The organism is Marinovum sedimenti (assembly GCF_054052205.1).
This window is the reverse complement of record NZ_CM133223.1, coordinates 2258618-2276328: the sequence shown is the minus strand read 5'-3', so window position 1 is coordinate 2276328 and position 17711 is coordinate 2258618. Positions and strand designations below refer to the sequence as shown.

The following is a 17711-nucleotide window of genomic DNA, read 5'->3' as shown; positions in this document are numbered from 1 at the left end:
GTGCAACAGCATCCGCTTTCAAAGTGTGTCACTCATGAGGTCCTGATGAATTCGCCCCTGCTCCAGCTTCTTGTCCTTGCTGGGATTGCCGTTTTTCTTATTTTGCGGCTCAAATCTGTTTTGGGCACACGCGACGGTTTTGAGAAACCGCCCCTGCCCAAAGGTGCCGCTCCGCAAGAGCAGCGCCGGGATTTCGAAGTGATCGAAGGCGGCCCCGACCGCGATATCACCGATCACGTCACAGAAGGCAGCCCGGCAGCCCAAGCGCTGACCGAGATGAAGCGCGGCGAGCCGAGCTTTAACGTCAGCGAATTCATGGGCGGCGCGCGCGGCGCCTATGAGATGATCCTGATGGGGTTCGAGCGTGGCGATCTGGCCGAGATCAAGCCGTTCCTGGCCGAGGAAGTTTATGAAACCTTTGCCCAGGTCGTGGAACAACGCGAAGAGCAGGGCCTGACCATCGAGGCCGATTTTGTCGGCGTGCGCGAGCTTAGCCTTGTGGATGCGACCTATGACAAGGCGTCTGACCGGGCCGAAATCACGATGAAATTCATCGGTGAAATGACGCAGGTTGTGCGCGACAGCTCTGGCGAAGTGATCGAAGGCAGCCCGACGCAGGTGAAGAAACAGAAAGATATCTGGACCTTCGGCCGCACGATGGGCAGCGATGACCCGAACTGGGTTCTTGTAGCAACAGATGAGTGAGCCGGTTCGATGCGGAGATTGCTGGCCCTTCTTGGCTTGATCGGCCTGACGATGGGCAGCATACCCGCATCTGCTGAAACCACGATCAAGGTCTTGTCGTTTGACCAGATGCAAGGCTGGGCGGACGATGACCATGACGCCGCGCTGCGGGTGTTTCGCAACACCTGCAGCGACATGAAAGACCCCGATTGGCGGGCCCTTTGCGCCTTTGCGCATGACATGACCGATGGGCGGGCGTTCTTTGAACTGATGTTCCGCCCGGTTCTGATCGAAGATGGTCAGGACCCGCTGTTCACCGGCTATTTCGAACCGGAACTGGAAGGCGCGCGCTATCGCGGCGGCCGCTATCGCTATCCTGTCTATCGGATGCCGTCCGAGGCGCGCAACAATCTGCCTTGGCTCAGCCGTCGCGATATCCTGACCAGTGGCGTGATGGACAGTCGCGGGCTTGAGATTGCCTGGGTCGATGATCCGGTCGAGCTGTTTTTCCTCCAAATCCAAGGCTCTGGCCGCATTCGTATGGATGATGGTTCCGTGGTGCGGGTCGGCTATGGCGGCAAGAACGGCCATGATTACCGCTCGGTCGGGCAGGAGCTTGTCCGGCGTGGCGTCTATAATGCGCATCAGGTCTCGGCGCAGGTGATCAAGAACTGGGTGCGGCGCAATCCGATTGATGGGCAAGAGCTGCTGTTTCACAATCCGTCTTACGTGTTTTTCCGCGAAGTCTCGGAGGTGCCCGCCGAAAAGGGGCCTTTGGGGGCGATGAACCGGTCGATCACCACAATGCGCTCGATTGCCGTTGATCCCGACATCGTGCGACTGGGCTCGCCGGTTTGGGTTGAGAAAGACGGCGCCAAACCGCTGCGGCGGTTGATGATTGCGCAGGATACCGGGTCGGCGATCAAGGGCGCACAACGCGCGGATATTTTCGTTGGCACCGGCGACCGGGCCGGGCGTGCGGCGGGAAAGCTGCGTGATCCCGGGCGGATGATGGTGCTGATGCCAATCCAGCGCGCCTATGCTCTTTTGCCGGAAGCGGTGCAATGACCCGAAAGCGAAAGCTGCGGGCCGACGAGGTAGAGCTTTGGGGGCAGGTCGCGAAAACCGCCACCCCGCTGGCCAAGCCCCGCACGCTTGAATTGCCGCGCGCGCAACCGCGCAAACCAGACCCTCAGCTTAAAGCGCAGCCCAAAGACCCCGCGGCGATCAAGTCGTTTCGCATCGGTGAGAAATCCAGCGGCGCGCCAAGGCCGCACAACCTCGCGCCATCGATCCGCACCTCTTTGTCCGCCGATCCGGTGGAGATGGACAAGAAAGCCTTTACCAAGCTCAAACGCGGCAAGCTCAAACCCGAAGCGCGGCTTGATTTGCACGGCATGACACTTGACCGGGCGCATCCCGCGTTGATCGGCTTTATCCAACGCGCCGCCGCGAGCGAGATGCGGCTGGTGCTGGTGATCACCGGCAAGGGCAAACACAAAGACGACGACGGGCCGATCCCCCAGCGCCACGGCGTTTTGCGCCATCAGGTGCCGCAATGGCTGCGCATGGCGCCGCTTGGCCCGAATGTGCTTCAGATCAGCGAAGCGCATCTTCGCCACGGCGGCGGCGGCGCCTATTACGTTTATCTCAGGCGGCGGCGCTAAGCGCGGGACGCGCGCGCCGAACGCCGACGATCATCATCACCGTGGTGAAGATGAAGAACGCCGAGATACCGAGATACTGCGCCTCAATCCTGACGCCCTGATCGATCAACACCCCGGTCAGCCCCGGGCCAAGTGCCGAGCCAAGCACCATCACAGCTGCCGCCATCGCCTTGATCGCGCCAAGATGCGCGGCGCCATAGAACTCGGCCCAAAAGGCATTCGGCAAGGTGGAATTGGCGCCAGTGGTCAGCCCGAGAAACAGGAACCCGAACAGCGCCGATCCCGGCGTGCCCGCGTAGGCAAAGCAGACAAAGGCCGCGACCATCGGCAATTGGTAAAACGGGATCAACCGCGCGGTGCCGAGTTTGTCGAGCAACCAGCCCGAAACCACCATCGCCGTGACGCTGATCGCGGTGTAGATCGGGAACAGCGCCACAAGTTCAAGATGCGCCCAGCCTTTGACCTCGGCGAAATGCACCTGTTGGAAAAAGAACGCGGTGTTGAAGGCGGAGGGGCCGAGAAGGGCAGGGACCATGAACCAGAACAGCCGGTGCCGCAGGGTCTGAGCACGGGTCCAATGACGCCCGTCCATCCCGGTGGCCTGATCGCTCTGCGCCAGGCTTTGCGGCGTCCGTTCGCGACGCAACAACAGCAAAAGCAGCGGCACAGCGGCCATCGCCACCATCGCCGAGCCGATCCAGAGAAAGCGCCAATCCCAAGTTGTTAGCAGGGCGACGAACATGATCGGCAACAGCGCCTCGCCTGCCGAGAACCCAAGCGCTGCGATTGACAACGCTCTGCCGCGCGAGGCGACGAACCAGCGCGCCATCGACACCGCCGAAATGTGCATTGTCATGCCTTGTCCGGTCAGCCGCAGTGCGAAAATCACCAGCGGCAACAGCCAGACCGTGGAAAATGCCATCGACAAGCAGGCCAGCGACAACAGGATCAGCACGCCCGATCCCAGAACCCGCGCCCGGAACCTATCGGTCAGGCCGCCGGCCCAAACCATGACAGCGGCCGAGGCCGTGGTGCCGAGCGAATAGATCCCGCCCCAAGCGCCGTGCGACAGATCAAATTCGGCGCGAATTTCGCCGGCAAAAATCGAGATAAAGAAGGTTTGGCCAAAGCTCGACATAAAGGCAAGCAACGCCCCGGCGGCCAGCCAAGGGGCGTTTTGCGCCAGAAAAGGTCTTTCAGACAAGACACATGCTCCTGTGACACAGGTCCACGTCGGGGCCGAATGTGTGAGGGTCTAGTTGGACACGGTGTTGACGGTCGAGGCGACCTGCGCCGTGGTTCCGAGCGCCGTACCAAAGAGCGAAAGCACAGTGCGCAACACGACAATCGGCGATTCCGTGGCCAGAACCGTATCGTTGGGATTGATCAGGAAATTGCGCGCTGCAAACAACCCATCCGCCGAGGTCAGGTCGAGCGAAAAGATCACCTGCTGCTTTTTCGGGCCATTGTGCGGCGCCGCGACGACGGCACTGGCGGGATATTCACGCAGCACCAGAATGCCTTTGGGATCGGCGCGGTCATCATTGATTCCGCCCATCAGCGACATCGCCTCAAGCGCGGTCACGTATTCCTTGGGGAAATAAATCAGGCTTTCCGATCCGGCGGCGCCAAGCGCGGTAAAGGCGCGGTCGTCCTGTTGCACAACGATGTTGTCGTCACCGTGCAGGCGGGCGTTTTTGTTTGGGCTGTCGAACAGGTCTTTGGCGGGAATGGAATAGGTTGTATTCCCGCGGATCAGCGAAACAACCGGGTTGCGCATGTTTGGCGAGATGCCGCCAGCGCTTGCAATCATGCTGAGGATCGAGGTGTCGCGCGTGGGCAGCGGATAGCTTCCGGGTTTGGCAACGCCGCCGACAACAGAAACGGAATTGGCAATGCCCGGCGTCGCGGTCAGCTGCACCTGCGCATCGGGCGCAATTGGCGAAAGCTCGCGTTGGATCCGGCCGCGTGCGCCATCGGGCGTCAGGCCGTTCACCACCACGTCACCGACGTAGGGCACAAAGATCGTGCCACTGGGCGAGACAACAAGACCGTCCATCTGGGTAAAGTTCACTCCGAGCGGTGTCAGAAGCGAGTTGTCCTGATTGTCCCAAATCTTGAGATTGATCTGATCGCCAACGCGCAGAACCTGGCTCTGCGGGCCACGGCTGGCCTTGATCCAGAGAAAGGCGCCCTTCCAGCCGGTGATCGGCCAGTCGGCAATCGCCAGCGCATTGGCGCGGTTCACCGGGATGAGATCGAACTGAGCGTTATCCGAAGCGGCCTCTCGGGTCACTTCGTTATGAAGCGCGGCACCGCGCGGCAGGTTTCCGCAGGCAGACAGAGCCAAGAGAAGCAAAACTGTGACAGACCGCATCAATATCGCCACGATTATTTCCCCGAATTATCTTCATAGAATTCAGTAGCTTTCTAGCCGCTCTTCGGGATGATAAACAGTCCGAGATTTTAATAAACTGTACGGTTTGCACGGGTGTCGGTGTCACAGCGAAAAACCAAGGTTCTTGTTCTGGGGGCCACGGGCCGTGTGGCGCGCATGTTGCGGCACTATTGGACGGATCAAGCGCCTGAAAACATGGAACTCTGTTGGGTTGCCCGGCGCGATGCTCCGGGTGTGGATCATGTGATCAATGATCCGGCGGATGTGGATAAATTGCCACAGTGCAATACGGTTCTGGCGCTCTGGGGCGTGGTCGCAGGCGATGAGGCGGCGCTAAACGCCAACCGTTTGCTGGCCCAAGACGCGCAGCAAATCGCGCGCCGCTGTGGAGCAGACCGGGTGCTGCACGCGTCGTCGGTGGCGGTTTATTCTCCTGCAAGCGAGCCGCTCTCCGAGACCGCCGATTGCGCGCCACGCAATCCTTATGGGCGGGCCAAGTTGCAGATGGAGCAGGCTCTGAGTGCTGCGCAGCCCAAGGCGATCTGTTTGCGGATGGGCAATATGGCGGGGGCCGACGGGCTGTTTGCCGCGATGGAGCGGGGCAGGGCGATCACCTTGGATCAGTTTGCCGATGGCTCTGGCCCTGTCCGCAGTTACCTTGCGCCCTCGACGTTGGCCCACTGCGTGGAAGGTCTCGCGCGCCTGCCGTTGGCTCGCATGCCGGACACGGTGAACCTCGCCGGGCGCAGGCCGGTTGCGATGGCCGATATTGTGCGGGCCGCCGGGCTGGATCTGAACTGGAAACCGGCCCCCGAGGGGGCGCTTGCACTGATGTCAGTAGACGTTTCGCAGTTGGCTGCGCTGGTCCCGATTGGCGACGAAAGCACCGACGCGGCCGCGCTTGTCGCGCAATGGCGCAAATACGGGGCTGCCAGATGACGGTTCAAAAACGGATTTTCGATATCGTCAGCGCGCTCTTCCTTTTGGTGGTGTTAAGTCCGGTGCTGATCGGCGTGGCGCTTGCCATCCTGTTCCAGGACGGTCGCCCCATCCTTTATGTCTCGGAACGGATGAAGGCGCCGGGCACCCCGTTTCGGCTGTTCAAGTTTCGCACGATGACAAATGCGGCGGGGGATTCGGGCGTATCGGGGGGCGATAAATCCGCACGGATCACACCCATCGGCCAGTTCCTTCGCGCCAAGCGCCTGGATGAGCTTCCGCAGCTGTTCAACATCCTCAAGGGCGACATCAGCTTTGTGGGCCCGCGTCCGCCGCTACGGATGTATGTCGAACGGTTTCCCGAGATCTACGCAGAGGTGCTTAAATCGCGCCCCGGCGTCACCGGTTTGGCCACCCTGATCTATCACCAACACGAAGAACGCCTGCTGGCCCAATGTCACTCGTCCGAAGAAACCGACTCGGTCTATTCGCGCAGATGCGTGCCGCGAAAGGCGGAGCTTGACCGGCTTTACACACAGCGACAGACGGTGTGTTTTGACCTTAGATTGATGATTGCGACTGTTTTTCGCTCTATAAGTGTGCGATCACGCCGATAACTCGGCTGGATCGGGCATTAAATGGGCGAAATACCGCCGTAGCTCTGTGCATCCGGCACGGCGGCGGCTGAGGTTGTAGCGAAGTACCGGCCCAATCGATAGACTGGTTTGGTATTCATGATAGTGAGTTGCCGAGGTGCTGCGCAGGTTCGACGGGCAGCAAAAGTTTCTGGGGTAAGCCATGCTGCACAGTATTGTGGTTCGAATGAGCCGCGGCCAAAAAGCGATTATTATCGCTGGCATCGACGTTCTTTTGGTGATCCTGTCGTTTGTCGGGGCGAATTCGCTGCTGATTGGACAGATGCCAACAGCAGACGTTTTGCGCGCCAGCCTGCCCTATCTGGCTGTGATGATTCCGGTGTCGCTGGCGGTCATCCTCTACTTCGATCTGCACCGCACCAAGCTGATCTCGTATGAGCTGAAAGGCGTTCTGCAAACGGGCTTTATGGCGGCGCTGACGGGCACGTCTGGCCTGCTGACCTCTTCGGCCCTCGGCACCAATATCTCCGCCCAACTCTTTGTCATTGCCGCGATGATCCTGCTGATTTCGTCGGCGGGGGCGCGGCTTATCCTGCGCGAATTTGTGGTGCGCATTTACCGCGGCGGCAAATCTTTGAAACGTGTGCTGATCTACGGCGCCGGTCGCACGGGCCAGCAGTTGGCCTCGGCCCTGCTCACCGATATCGAGCTTCAGCTTCAGGGATTTGTCGATGACAATGCCGCAACCCACGGTCTGACGGTTTCGGGATTCAAAGTGCATCCACCGGGCAAGCTTGAGCGGCTTGTCGAAAAGCTTCGGATTGACCGGATCATTCTGGCGATGCCCTCGGCCAGTGAGGCCGACAAGGCGCGGATCGCGCGGCAGCTTAGCCATTTGTCCTGCGAAGTGCACATCATGCCGTCTTTTGCGCAGATGCTTGTGGCGCATGGCCCGCGCACAGCGACCAAGCCGTTGGATTTTTCCAAGCTTCTCGGGCGCAACCATCTTGAGGCCGAATTGCCGGGGGTCAGCGACGCCTATGAGGGCAAATGCGTGCTGGTGACCGGGGCAGGGGGGTCGATTGGCTCTGAGCTTTGCCGCCAGATCGCGATGTGCCAGCCATCAAAACTCATCCTGCTCGATCACTCCGAACTGCTGCTTTACAACATTCAGCGCAAACTGGAATCGATTGAACTCGACGTTGAAATCGTCTGTATCCTCGGCTCGATCTGCGAAAAGGGCTTGGTTGAGCGGGTTTTTGAAGTGCACGATATCGATGTGGTGCTTCATGCCGCCGCCTACAAGCACCTCCCCTTGCTGGAGGTGAACACCATTGAGGGCATGCGCAACAACGTGATCGGCACCAAGGTTCTTGCCGATGCGGCGCGGCGGCACGGGGCCGAACGCTTTATTCTGATCTCCACCGATAAGGCGGTGCGCCCGACCAGTGTTCTGGGCGTGTCCAAGCGGTTGGCGGAAATGTTGATACAGGATCTGGCAACCCGATCTGAAACCACCCTGTATTCAATGGTGCGGTTCGGCAATGTTCTGGGGTCGTCCGGTTCGGTTATTCCGCTGTTCCAAGATCAGATTTCGCGCGGCGGGCCGGTGACGGTGACTCATACCGACGTGACCCGCTATTTCATGACGGTCAGCGAAGCGGTGCGCCTTGTGCTGCTGGCCGGGTCATTTGCGCGGGGCGGCGATGTCTTTGTACTCGACATGGGCAAGCCGATGTCGATCCGGCAGATCGCGCGCAAAATGATCCAGAACGCCGGATATACCGTGCGGGATGCCGCCAACCCGAGCGGCGATATCGAGATCTTGTTCACCGGTTTGCGCCCGGGCGAAAAGCTGCGCGAAGAGTTGTTGATTGGCTCTGACATGCTGACAACGCCACATCCGAAAATCCTGCGCGCGCAGGAAACCCATCTGTCGGAACTGGAAATGGCGAATGTCGTGCAAGAGGTCCGCAAGGCAATCGAGGCGCATGACTGCGAGGCGGCAAACCAGATTGCCGACCGCTGGGTCGAACGTCACCTGGAGAAAACCGCCAGTGTCGAAGGAAGTCTGAGCGCGGTCTGAGACGACCGCGCCGTTCAGAATTTCAGATGTTGGATTTTGGCGGGGCCGATGTCGGCACCAAGCCACTGCTCCGAGCTCAAAACCCGACCACTGCCGTTCACCGAATAGCTGTTGGTGAATTGAACCGGGCCGTTCTGCTGCGTGCAGGTTTCGGTGATCGTGGTTGCGCGCGACCCGCTCGCCTGTACCGAACAGCTAAACCGCATCCGAACGGTGATGTCTTCACCGTTGAGAAAGCGCATTTCCCGCTGTGTCGCGCCGCTTTGGCGGTGCGCGATAAGGTGGGGCAGATTTCCCAGCTCGGCTGACATCAGATCACCACCCAAACCGCGGGTGGCGCGGACCAGCCCGTTTTCAAGCGAAACAGTTTGACGCGCGGAAGAGGCAAATGCCTGCACGCGCCCATTGCGGCCAATCTCGACCAGCACACCATTCGCGCCACGATCGGGAAGATCTATCAAAATCATAGGCTTGGTGGCGTTTGCCGCCAATTGTCGAACTTGTTCTGCGCTCACTCTGGTGCTGCCGGACGTCTTTTCGCCCCGGAATTTGCTCAGCGCAGCATCGCGCACAATTTTGCCGGCATCGGTGCCTTCCTCGGCGCTGCTGCAGGCGGCCAGAAGGGCGGCACAGGCCAGACCGGCCAGTTTGGCAAATCGAGAGGCGCGGCGGATCGGGTGTTTCACGGTGGTCACGCTCATCTCCAGAACTTGCCCCAGGTCTTGGCCATTTCGGGCTGGTGATAGGACCGGATTTCCTCATAGAGGCGTCCGTCCACATTCAGGCGGGCGCCACCATCGCGGGTCAGCGACTGAATTTTGAAATCGTTGCGTTCAGTCGAGGGTTTGCCGGAAATCGCCCCCAATGGGATGGTGATGCGGATGCCCTTGTCAAACGATCCTTCGCCGAAGTCATCGAATTTGACATTGGTTACAGTGGCATAGGCACCGACGCGCCATCCATTCACGAATTCACGGTCAAGTGCGACCGTCGCGCCATAATCGCCAGCCAGATAGCGCCCAACGTCGAGTTGGCCATGATAGCCAGCCCCGAACGCGTAGTAGGCCGAGACGTGACCATTGAAATCAGGAATTGTGCCTGTGCGGGTTTCAGACGACCGGATGCCAAACAGCTGATCGAAATCCCGAGGTTTGACGTAGTTAAGCTCGGCCCCCAAAGCGAGGCGGCTGTCGATAGGCTTCCACAGCACTTCCCCGGAAATACCGGCATACATTTCTTCAAGATAGCCAACAGTGACACGGCTATAGATGCTTTGCGCGGGCCGCCCGTAGTGCCCCAATGTCAGGGTTTCGATCGCGGGATCGCCCTCTTTCAGGTAGCGCGCCTTTTCCGTCCGAACCAACGGCAGCACGGCAGAGTCTTTGCGATCGATATCCGCCAGCGTGCCGGTCAACCGTTTGGTCACCGACCCGGAGATCAACAGATTGGGCGTGGGGCGATAGCTCGCCTTGGCGCGGAGCCCAAGATCAGCGCGCGCCGGGTTTTCGGGATCAAAGAAAGAGGTTTGCAGGTACGGCGAAATCGACCAGCCGAACCGGGGATATTGATCGTTGAACGCTGCGGGCGCCCGGCCAAAGCCATCGGTGATCGCGGTGCGCGCAAGCATTTCGGCATTGTCTTCATGCTCGAGCGCTTCGAGATCGCTGCGCCGCATGGTGACAGCCGAAAGCGCCATGCCATTGACGACAGGCACAACAACGAAAGTCTCGACCGAGGCAGGCAAAATGCGGGTCATTGCGCGTGCGGTCCGCCCGACGGCCTGCGGAATCTGGCCATATCGTGGATTGCGCAGCCGCACGGTGGCGCGGTTTGGCTCAAGCTCCAAGCCCTCAAACACCAAGCCGTCATTGGTCATCGCCGTGTTCAGCGACGTCCGATAGCTGCCAGTGTCAGCCCCGACCCAGCCCAGATCATTCCTTGCCCCCGGCGCACGCGGCAAAACCGGCACCGGCGCAGATTCATTGCCGCCATTGATGGCGGCGGTTTTGGGGTTGGTGTGCAGTGTAATCTGTGCGCCGACCGTGTTGCCGTACATGTGGTACAGCGAAAGTTGCGCGCCTTTCTTAAACCGATAATCGACACCAAAGTTCCAAGGCGAGTCGTCTTCATGATCCCCGAATTTACGTTCCTCGACATAGGTGTCTGAGGAATATTCGGCCGAAAACGTCAGGTTTGCGGTTGGCGCGTAGCTGACGCCGCCAAATGCCGCAGCGTCCCCCCTGAACCAGCGGTCATAGGTTGGCAGGCCACCCTCGCCGATGATTTCGACCGGGCGATCCCCGGTTGCGCCCAGCGGATTGCGCGATCCAAGCCGGCCCCAACCGACGCCGCCGGTTAGTTGCAGGCCGGGAAGAACTTCTTTTGTGGCGACAATATACTCGGCCCCGTAAAGGCCGGTGCCGATGAAATCCTGAAGCCCGACAGCCACACCCGGCAACATGTCGCTTTCGCGAAGCAGCTGGTATCGAAGATCGAAGCTGCGGTCAAAATAGACGCCATCGACGGCCCCCTTGATCGGAAAGTCCGCAATGCGGGAATAGCGGAAAGAGCCGCTGAGCCGCGGAGAGATCTGGAAGGACAGGGTGCCGCGTGCCTGATTACCAACAGCGCCCAAGGACATAGACAGTGTAGCATCTGGCGAAACAGCCGCCGTTGGCATGTCGATCAGCCCGGGCAAACCGAACAGGTTGTGCGATGGGATGGCTTCGGCAACCGCGGAAGGTGCGGCAAACACCGTCAACCCTGCAAGTGTCGCTGCCGCACTCCCACGCAGGGTGGCTCTTAATGATTTTGGCATGAAGTCGCCCTGTCCCAAATCTAATTGGCTCAGTGTTACGGGCTAGGTCATGCTGAGTCCATTCCGCGGAATTGGAAAGCTCTCAGTTGTGGTAAATTGTTAACGGTCCTGCGGCGCTACAGACGGCCGTTAACACCAACGGGCCGCTGTTTGCAGTGAACGAATACCCCAGAAACGAGGGATTTACGCCAGACGGCGCACACGGTTGTGCCGGACTGGCGTGACTTTGGCCGGGTGCTTAACCCGCAGCGAGCCCGCGGTCTTCGCTTGGTATCAGCGCACGCAAGGCTTTCAGGCAGTGATAGAACTGATTGCCAAGCAAGGCTTCCGTCGCTGAGGCAAGATGCCTTTGGCTGTCGGTGTCCGTAAGGAAGTTCCCCAATTCTTCGAGCCGCAGCAAGATCTGACGGCGTGCCGCCTCGGGTGCCGCATCCCCGGTCAGAACCATTTGCACGGTCAGGCAAATCTGCCGGACCGGCGTGGTGGCGTCGTGCGGTTCAATGGCATCGCGAAGGCGCAGTATCTTGGTGTTTGGCGTAACGATATTAAGCCGGTTTCGCCGATCCCCATTTTCGATGATGGCGCCATTGATCAGGACCCGCTCTTTTGGCCCTAGCTTGAGAACGAGGCCGGTCATGTGTGGCCACCCGAAACTGAGAAACTCTTCCTTTCGGACAGGTCGCGTATCATCTTCGGCCTCTCTGCAGTCGCGTCATTCGAGTTTTTCGAAGTCCTAAACATGAGCTCTTCCTCGCATGTTCGACGCGCCCGCGCCGATTTGGCATCATATCCCAAGTGAGGTCCGCCGATGCCTGGCGACGTTGCCAGACCACAGAATCCCTTCTCAGATCACGCTTTCAATGTGACGGCGCGGCCCTAAAAGTTTGCTAACTCAAGCTGCCTGTTTGCGGGACATTTTAGACAAATCCGCGACCTTAGTGGCCCGCATATCGTATCCACGCCATTGGCACCGCCTGCCTGAGCTTCGCGCCCTGATCTAAGATACGTGTTTAACGACGTGTTTAACGACGTGTTTAACGACGTGTCTTATGCGGGGTCATCGATGCGTGGTGAAATTCTTGGGGTGGAGCGACGGCGTTTCTGGCGTGACGAGGACAAGCTCGAGATTGTCATGTCGGTTGGGATAGACGGTGCCACGGTGACCCAGGTGGCGCAACGCCATGAGGTTACGCGGCAACAGATTTACGCATGGCGACACGACCTGAAGAAGAAAGGTCTGTGGTCGCCTGATGCCGGAGCGCTTTTCTACCCTTTGGATGTGCCAGTGCCTGCGGCAGCTAATACGTCGCCACCAGTTGCAGTCGAATTGCGCTTACGGTGCGGCCACCGCCTTCATTTTGATAGCACGATAGACCCGGCCGCACTGACGGCGCTGATCCGCGCGGTGGAGGTGGCATGATCGGTCCCGGCACCGGTGTTCGCGTATATTTGGCCTGCGGCGTGACAGATATGCGGAAAGGAATCGCGGAGTTGGCAGCACTGGCGCAGGACGTCCTGCATCAGAAACCCACCAGTGGCGCAGTGTTTGCATTCCGTGGGCGACGCGGGGATCGGATCAAGTTGCTCTATTGGGATGGTCAGGGATTTTGCCTCTATTACAAGGTGCTTGAGCGGGGCCGGTTTCCATGGCCGAATGCCAAGAATGGAGCGGTGCGGATGACGTCTGCTCAGCTCGCGATGCTCTGGGAGGGGATCGACTGGCGGCGTCCGAATTGGGGGGCTCCGCCTGCGCGGGTCGGGTGATTTTGCGGCCTGATTTGCTTTATTTATATGGTGCCATAGCCTGATTTTTGGTAGTCAGGCGCATGTCGAAACCTGATGAAAATTTGCCTGATGATCCCGCTGAATTGAGGGCGATGATCGCGGCTTTGCAGGTAGAAAATGCTCGGATCGAGGCAGAGAACGCCAAGATGTCGGCGACATTGCGTGTCCATGATCAACTGGTTCAAGCGTTGCGCCTGCGGATCGCCAAGTTGCAGAAACTGGCCTTTGGCAAGTCCTCGGAAAAGGTCGAGCGCGAAATCGAGCAGCTGGAACTGGCGCTCGAAGACCTGTTGGTCGCCGTAGCAGAAAACGATGACGCCCCCATCGACGAAGGGCAGGATGAACCGTCACCGGAAGCTGCCGATGCACCCGCTTTGCGCCGCCGACCACGGGTCTCGGATACGACCCCACGCGAGCGGCGTGAACTGGACCCCGGCACCTGCTGCCCTGACTGTGGTGGCGATCTACGTGTCACGCCAGAGGCGTGCATATTCAGTGACGCACCTCTGGTGCGATGGGCGAGGATGTCAGCGAACTGCTCGATATGATAGCCGCCCAGATGAAGGTGATACAGATCGCCCGGATTAAGAAATCCTGCCGCCGCTGCGAGCGGATCGTGCAGGACCCCGCGCCAAGCCGTCCGATCCCGGGCAGCATGGCCGGGCCGAACCTTCTGGCACATGTCCTGGTCTCAAAGTTCGACGATCATCTTCCCCTCTATCGCCAACACGAAATCTTCTCCCGCATGGGCGCGGACATTCCCGAGACCACGCTGGTCGGTTGGTGCGGCCGCGCCATGAAGACCCTATCGCCGCTGATCGAGAGGATCGAGGCCGATATCATGGGCAGCGATCTGCTGCATGCAGATGATACACCGATCCGGGTGCTGGATCGCTCTTTGCGCGGCAAGGGGCTTGGTAAAGGGGTCAAACAAGGTCGGATCTGGGCCTATGTGCGGGATCAACGTCCGTGGGCGGGGTCATCGCCACCGGGTGCTGTCTATCGCTTTGCTCCGGACTGGAAGGAAGCGCATGTCCTCAGCCATCTGGCCAATGCCCGCGGCATCCTCCAAGCGGACGGCTACAAGGGCTATGCCAAGCTTTACGAGCCTGATCCAGATGGCACGCGGCGTTTGCGAGAGGCGGCCTGTTGGGCCCACCTGCGGCGCGACTTCCACGACTTCTGGACCTCGACCAAGTCCGAGATCGCCCGCGAGGCGCTGGACCGGATCGGCAAGTTCTACGATGTCGAGCGCGACATAAACGGTCAGACCGCCGACGTCCGCTATGCAGCGCGTCAACAGCTCAGCCTGCCGAAGGTTGAGGCTTTCTTTGACTGGTCCGAACTGCAACTTCAGCGCATTCCGGGCAAAAGCGATCTGGCCAAGGCCTTCCGCTATGGTCTGTCTCGTCGAGCCGCCTTCAGCCCGTTCCTGACCGACGGGCGTGTGGCCATCGATAATAATCCGGCCGAACGTGCCCTGCGCCCCATCGGAATCGGAAGAAAAAATTGGCTGTTCGCGGGAGCCGACACCGGTGCGGAAACCCTGGCCCGCGCCATGACCTTCATCGAAACGGCCAAGCTGAACGGCCTCAATCCAGAAGCCTATCTCGCCGACATCCTCGACCGCATCCATGATCACAAGATCAACCGGTTGGGTGAACTGCTGCCGTGGAACTGGGGGCCGCTGGAAACCGTAACGGACAGTCAAGCCGCATAAGCTGCGGTATCAATGGCGTGGTTACCGCATATCCGTTAGGCGAGGGCAATGATTCCCACCGATTTTTGGGCAGGCAAGGTGACGCTAGGGAGGGTGCCAAACCCCGGCAGGCAAAATGCCGCTCATAATTTGAGCGGCGAACCCACGGAAAACCGGCTAAATCCGGCTTTTACAGGCTATTTCGCGTTGGTTTGTTGCGAAATTGCCGCAAAACTACGCAGGTGCAGAATAGCGATGAATGACCCGGTGAACGGGTTTGAAAACCAAACACCTTCGTAGTACGTTCTGCCCGCGTGGGGTGAATGTTCACCCAAAGACTGTCTGGAGAACACAATGAACAAGTTTGCTTTTGCAGCCGTAGCAGCGCTGTCGCTGTCCGCTGCCGCACCGGTTCTGGCCCAACAAGCCGATACCGCTGCCGATCCGTTTTTGTCGACCCAAGGTGAAGGCACTGCCCTGGTCATTTTGGGCGCAGCAGCTGGTGGCGTGCTCATCGTTGCCGCGACAAGCGGCGACTCGTCGAGCTCGACTGGCACCAACTAAGATTATCTCATTCGAGATTTGCGAAAATGGCGGCCCCTGTGGCCGCCATTTTTGTTTTCGGCGCGTCTCGTGGCGTGCTGGAACGCCAATCCGCGATCCCTTCAAAGCGCTGGCAGCAACACGGCGATCGTCGCGCCCCCTGCAAGAAACCCGATCCCAAGATAAAGCCAACGCGCCCTGCGTGCGCGCCTGTCAACCATGACCACCGGGCGTTCGGTTTGTTGCAGCAGCGCCGATTCCACCAAGGCCGGCAAACGCGGCCCAAAGCGGGCCAAAACCCGTGCCGTCGTTGCCAGATCACCGGCAAGCGCGCGGGGGCCCAGAGAGTTGCGGATGTAATCCTCGACAATCGGATGGGCGGTTTCCCAGATGTTCATATGCGGATTAAGCGAGCGGGCCACGCCTTCGACAACCACCATTGTACGTTGCAAAAGGATCAGCTCGGTGCGGGTTTCCATGCCGAAACGTTCCGTGACTTCAAACAGATAGGCCAAAAGCTTGGCCATTGAAATCCGGGTGGCATCCATCCCGAAGATCGGTTCACCCACGGCGCGCAGGGCGCGGGCAAATTCATCAACATCGCGGTCGGCTGACACATAGCCAGCCTCGAAATGCACCTTGGCGACGCGTTTGTAATCGCGGCGAATGAAGCCAAACAGGATCTCGGCATAGACCCGGCGGGTGTACTCATCGATATGGCCCATGATGCCGAAATCATAGGCGATGATATCGCCATTGGCCGCGACCTTAAGATTGCCCTGGTGCATGTCGGCGTGGAAAAATCCGTCGCGCAGCGCATGGTTGAGGAACAGTTGCAGCACCCGCTCCGACAGCGCCACCCGATCAATGCCAGCGGCATCCAGCGCGGCGTTATCACCCAGAGGCAGCCCCTCGGCCCAGCCCATTGTCATCACCCGACGGTCAGACAAATGCCATTTGATTTCAGGCAGTTGAAACCCGGCGTCGTCTTTGGTGTTGGCGGCAAATTCCGAGGCGGCGGCGCTTTCAAGACGCAGATCAAGCTCGCCCATCACCACGCCTTCGAAGTGGCGGATCACCTCCATCGGGCGCAAACGGCGCGACGACGGTGACAGCACTTCGACAGCACGCGCCGCGAAATAAAACGCATCGATGTCCCGGCGAAAGGCGCGCTCGATCCCGGGGCGCAGCACTTTGATGGCGACGGTTTCGCCGGTCTCAGCCACCCGCGCCTTGTGGACCTGCGCGATAGAGGCGGCGGCGACGGGCGCGCTGATCTCGGAAAACACGACATCGGCGGGTTGGCCGAGCGCCTGACTGATCGTGGCGCGGGCCTCTTGCACCGAAAACGGCGGCAGTTTGTCCTGCAGCACCCGCATTTGCAGCGCGAGCGCATCCCCCACCACATCGGGCCGGGTCGAGAGGATTTGGCCGAACTTGATATAGGCCGGCCCCATCGCCGTCAGCGCACGCGGCACCGGGGGCAGGGTGGGATCGCCGCGATAGCCAAGCCATTTGAACGGCCAGCCCAGTGCCTTGGCCGCCAGCCGCAGAAACGGCGGCGCGTCAAAGGCATCAAGCACGTCGTTCATCGCCCCGGTGCGTTCCAGCGTCGCGCCGGTGCGGATCAGGCGGAGAATATTGTGAGGGCCGCGCATCTACAGCTTCCAGCCGGAATGCAGGCAGGCGACGCCCAGCGTCAGATTGCGATACTTGGCCTGCTCAAACCCGGCGCTGCGCACCATGCCAAGAAAGGTCTCTTGATCGGGAAAGCGGCGGATCGATTCGACGAGATATTGATAGCTGTCACGGTCGCCGGCAATCGCCTGTCCCATCGCCGGAATGACGTTAAAGGAATAGCGGTCATAGGCCCATTGCAGGCCGGGATTGGGGATCTGGCTGAACTCCAGCACCATCAGGCGGCCACCGGGGCGCAGCACGCGGTAAGCCTCGGCCAGCGCCTGTTCGGGGCGGGTGACGTTTCGGATGCCGAAGCTGATGGTGTAGACGTCAAAGGTATTGTCCTCAAACGGCAGCGCCATCGCATCGCCCACCACCCAATCAAGGCTGTCGGCCATGCTCTCGGCCTCGGCGCGTTTGCGGCCCTCGACCAACATCGGCTCGGTCAGGTCAAGCACGGTGGCATGGGCCTGCCCTGCGCGCCCGAGAAAGCGGAACGAAATATCGCCGGTGCCACCGGCCACATCAAGCAGCTTTTGGCCGGGCCGTGGTGCCAGCCAATCCATCATCGCATCTTTCCAGATCCGGTGAATGCCCATCGACATGGCGTCGTTCATCACGTCATAACGCGAGGCGACAGAGCCGAATACGCCCTGCACCCGCCCGGCCTTTTCATCCTCGGGTACGGTCTGATACCCGAAATGCGTGGTCTTCTGCTCGTCCTGGGTCATGAAGGCTTGCCGTTTTATTGTGTCCCGCTTTCTTATAGTGCGCTGAATGGCCGTTACAATGCGGCCCCATAGAAGGAGCCGCCCC

The 17711-nt window shown here is 59.8% G+C and carries 16 protein-coding genes and 1 pseudogene; 10 read left to right on the top strand and 7 right to left on the bottom strand.

The genetic code is table 11. From position 1 onward, the window contains the following. The first annotated feature begins 45 nt into the window (after nt 1-45). The 3 genes from ACW9UO_RS10960 to ACW9UO_RS10950 are packed head-to-tail and all read left to right on the top strand — an operon-like array spanning nt 46 to nt 2351. Nucleotides 46-705, top strand: coding sequence for a Tim44/TimA family putative adaptor protein (locus tag ACW9UO_RS10960; RefSeq protein ID WP_457085841.1), 660 nt, complete (start codon nt 46-48; stop codon nt 703-705). Between the two features lie 9 nt (nt 706-714). Then, a complete protein-coding gene (mltA, locus tag ACW9UO_RS10955; RefSeq protein WP_457085840.1) occupies nt 715-1752 on the top strand; it encodes a murein transglycosylase A in 1038 nt (345 codons plus the stop codon). Then, complete coding sequence (locus ACW9UO_RS10950) at nt 1749-2351, top strand: Smr/MutS family protein (RefSeq protein ID WP_457085839.1); 603 nt, start codon at nt 1749-1751, stop codon at nt 2349-2351. The genes mltA and ACW9UO_RS10950 overlap by 4 nt, the downstream gene beginning before the upstream one ends. Here the strand turns inward: ACW9UO_RS10950 and ACW9UO_RS10945 are convergent. Together ACW9UO_RS10945 and ACW9UO_RS10940 are read right to left on the bottom strand one after the other, a co-directional pair. Beyond that, entirely contained in the window at nt 2335-3489 is a 1155-nt protein-coding gene (locus ACW9UO_RS10945; RefSeq protein ID WP_457088639.1) for an MFS transporter, read from the bottom strand. The two genes, ACW9UO_RS10950 and ACW9UO_RS10945, sit on opposite strands and share 17 nt — an antisense overlap. Nucleotides 3490-3606: 117 nt before the next feature. Next, nucleotides 3607-4728 (bottom strand): polysaccharide biosynthesis/export family protein, encoded by a 1122-nt coding sequence (locus ACW9UO_RS10940; RefSeq protein WP_457085838.1) that lies wholly within the window; start codon nt 4726-4728, stop codon nt 3607-3609. A 120-nt stretch (nt 4729-4848) separates the two neighbouring features. On the opposite strand from ACW9UO_RS10940, the gene ACW9UO_RS10935 reads away from it, so the two are divergent. From ACW9UO_RS10935 to ACW9UO_RS10925, 3 genes are all read left to right on the top strand, one after another. Then, complete coding sequence (locus ACW9UO_RS10935) at nt 4849-5688, top strand: NAD-dependent epimerase/dehydratase family protein (RefSeq protein ID WP_457085837.1); 840 nt, start codon at nt 4849-4851, stop codon at nt 5686-5688. Next, on the top strand, nt 5685-6305 hold the full coding sequence (locus ACW9UO_RS10930; RefSeq protein ID WP_457085836.1) for a sugar transferase: 621 nt from the start codon (nt 5685-5687) through the stop codon (nt 6303-6305). The genes ACW9UO_RS10935 and ACW9UO_RS10930 overlap by 4 nt, the downstream gene beginning before the upstream one ends. Nucleotides 6306-6510: 205 nt before the next feature. Continuing rightward, the gene (locus ACW9UO_RS10925) at nt 6511-8370 is read left to right on the top strand and encodes a polysaccharide biosynthesis protein (protein WP_457085835.1); all 1860 of its coding nucleotides are present in this window, start codon (nt 6511-6513) and stop codon (nt 8368-8370) included. A gap of 14 nt (nt 8371-8384) precedes the next feature. On the opposite strand, the gene ACW9UO_RS10920 is transcribed toward ACW9UO_RS10925, so the two are convergent. From ACW9UO_RS10920 to flbT, 3 genes are all read right to left on the bottom strand, one after another. Further along, on the bottom strand, nt 8385-9071 hold the full coding sequence (locus ACW9UO_RS10920; protein WP_457085834.1) for a YjbF family lipoprotein: 687 nt from the start codon (nt 9069-9071) through the stop codon (nt 8385-8387). Then, entirely contained in the window at nt 9068-11188 is a 2121-nt protein-coding gene (locus tag ACW9UO_RS10915) for a YjbH domain-containing protein (protein ID WP_457085833.1), read from the bottom strand. The genes ACW9UO_RS10920 and ACW9UO_RS10915 overlap by 4 nt, the downstream gene beginning before the upstream one ends. A gap of 238 nt (nt 11189-11426) precedes the next feature. Next, nucleotides 11427-11825: a flagellar biosynthesis repressor FlbT gene (gene flbT, locus ACW9UO_RS10910; protein ID WP_457085832.1), complete on the bottom strand. Its 399-nt coding sequence runs from the start codon at nt 11823-11825 to the stop codon at nt 11427-11429. Nucleotides 11826-12194: 369 nt separating this feature from the next. Here flbT and tnpA point away from each other — a divergent pair, with 369 nt between their 5' ends. From tnpA to ACW9UO_RS10890, 4 genes and pseudogenes are all read left to right on the top strand, one after another. After that, nucleotides 12195-12608: an IS66-like element accessory protein TnpA gene (tnpA, locus tag ACW9UO_RS10905; RefSeq protein WP_457085831.1), complete on the top strand. Its 414-nt coding sequence runs from the start codon at nt 12195-12197 to the stop codon at nt 12606-12608. A 50-nt stretch (nt 12609-12658) separates the two neighbouring features. Continuing rightward, nucleotides 12659-12952, top strand: a complete 294-nt coding sequence (gene tnpB / locus ACW9UO_RS10900; protein WP_457085830.1) for an IS66 family insertion sequence element accessory protein TnpB — start codon at nt 12659-12661, stop codon at nt 12950-12952. A gap of 62 nt (nt 12953-13014) precedes the next feature. Beyond that, nucleotides 13015-14693: pseudogene (gene tnpC, locus ACW9UO_RS10895) on the top strand (IS66 family transposase). A 333-nt stretch (nt 14694-15026) separates the two neighbouring features. Further along, nucleotides 15027-15236, top strand: a complete 210-nt coding sequence (locus ACW9UO_RS10890; RefSeq protein ID WP_457085829.1) for a hypothetical protein — start codon at nt 15027-15029, stop codon at nt 15234-15236. A gap of 101 nt (nt 15237-15337) precedes the next feature. Here ACW9UO_RS10890 and ubiB read toward each other — a convergent pair whose 3' ends face one another. After that, a complete protein-coding gene (gene ubiB, locus ACW9UO_RS10885; protein ID WP_457085828.1) occupies nt 15338-16873 on the bottom strand; it encodes a 2-polyprenylphenol 6-hydroxylase in 1536 nt (511 codons plus the stop codon). Next, nucleotides 16874-17626, bottom strand: coding sequence for a bifunctional demethylmenaquinone methyltransferase/2-methoxy-6-polyprenyl-1,4-benzoquinol methylase UbiE (gene ubiE / locus ACW9UO_RS10880; RefSeq protein WP_457085827.1), 753 nt, complete (start codon nt 17624-17626; stop codon nt 16874-16876). Nucleotides 17627-17711 lie beyond the last annotated feature (85 nt).

Coding starts and splice junctions, on each gene's coding strand:
- ACW9UO_RS10890 (WP_457085829.1), top strand. CDS start 15,027: ATGAACAAGTTTGCTTTTGCAGCCGTAGCAGCGCTGTCGCTGTCCGCT.
- mltA (WP_457085840.1), top strand. CDS start 715: ATGCGGAGATTGCTGGCCCTTCTTGGCTTGATCGGCCTGACGATGGGC.
- ACW9UO_RS10950 (WP_457085839.1), top strand. CDS start 1,749: ATGACCCGAAAGCGAAAGCTGCGGGCCGACGAGGTAGAGCTTTGGGGG.
- flbT (WP_457085832.1), bottom strand. CDS start 11,825: ATGACCGGCCTCGTTCTCAAGCTAGGGCCAAAAGAGCGGGTCCTGATC.
- ACW9UO_RS10930 (WP_457085836.1), top strand. CDS start 5,685: ATGACGGTTCAAAAACGGATTTTCGATATCGTCAGCGCGCTCTTCCTT.
- ACW9UO_RS10925 (WP_457085835.1), top strand. CDS start 6,511: ATGAGCCGCGGCCAAAAAGCGATTATTATCGCTGGCATCGACGTTCTT.
- ubiB (WP_457085828.1), bottom strand. CDS start 16,873: ATGCGCGGCCCTCACAATATTCTCCGCCTGATCCGCACCGGCGCGACG.
- tnpB (WP_457085830.1), top strand. CDS start 12,659: ATGCGGAAAGGAATCGCGGAGTTGGCAGCACTGGCGCAGGACGTCCTG.
- ubiE (WP_457085827.1), bottom strand. CDS start 17,626: ATGACCCAGGACGAGCAGAAGACCACGCATTTCGGGTATCAGACCGTA.
- ACW9UO_RS10960 (WP_457085841.1), top strand. CDS start 46: ATGAATTCGCCCCTGCTCCAGCTTCTTGTCCTTGCTGGGATTGCCGTT.
- ACW9UO_RS10940 (WP_457085838.1), bottom strand. CDS start 4,728: ATGCGGTCTGTCACAGTTTTGCTTCTCTTGGCTCTGTCTGCCTGCGGA.
- ACW9UO_RS10920 (WP_457085834.1), bottom strand. CDS start 9,071: ATGAGCGTGACCACCGTGAAACACCCGATCCGCCGCGCCTCTCGATTT.
- ACW9UO_RS10945 (WP_457088639.1), bottom strand. CDS start 3,489: ATGTCGAGCTTTGGCCAAACCTTCTTTATCTCGATTTTTGCCGGCGAA.
- ACW9UO_RS10915 (WP_457085833.1), bottom strand. CDS start 11,188: ATGCCAAAATCATTAAGAGCCACCCTGCGTGGGAGTGCGGCAGCGACA.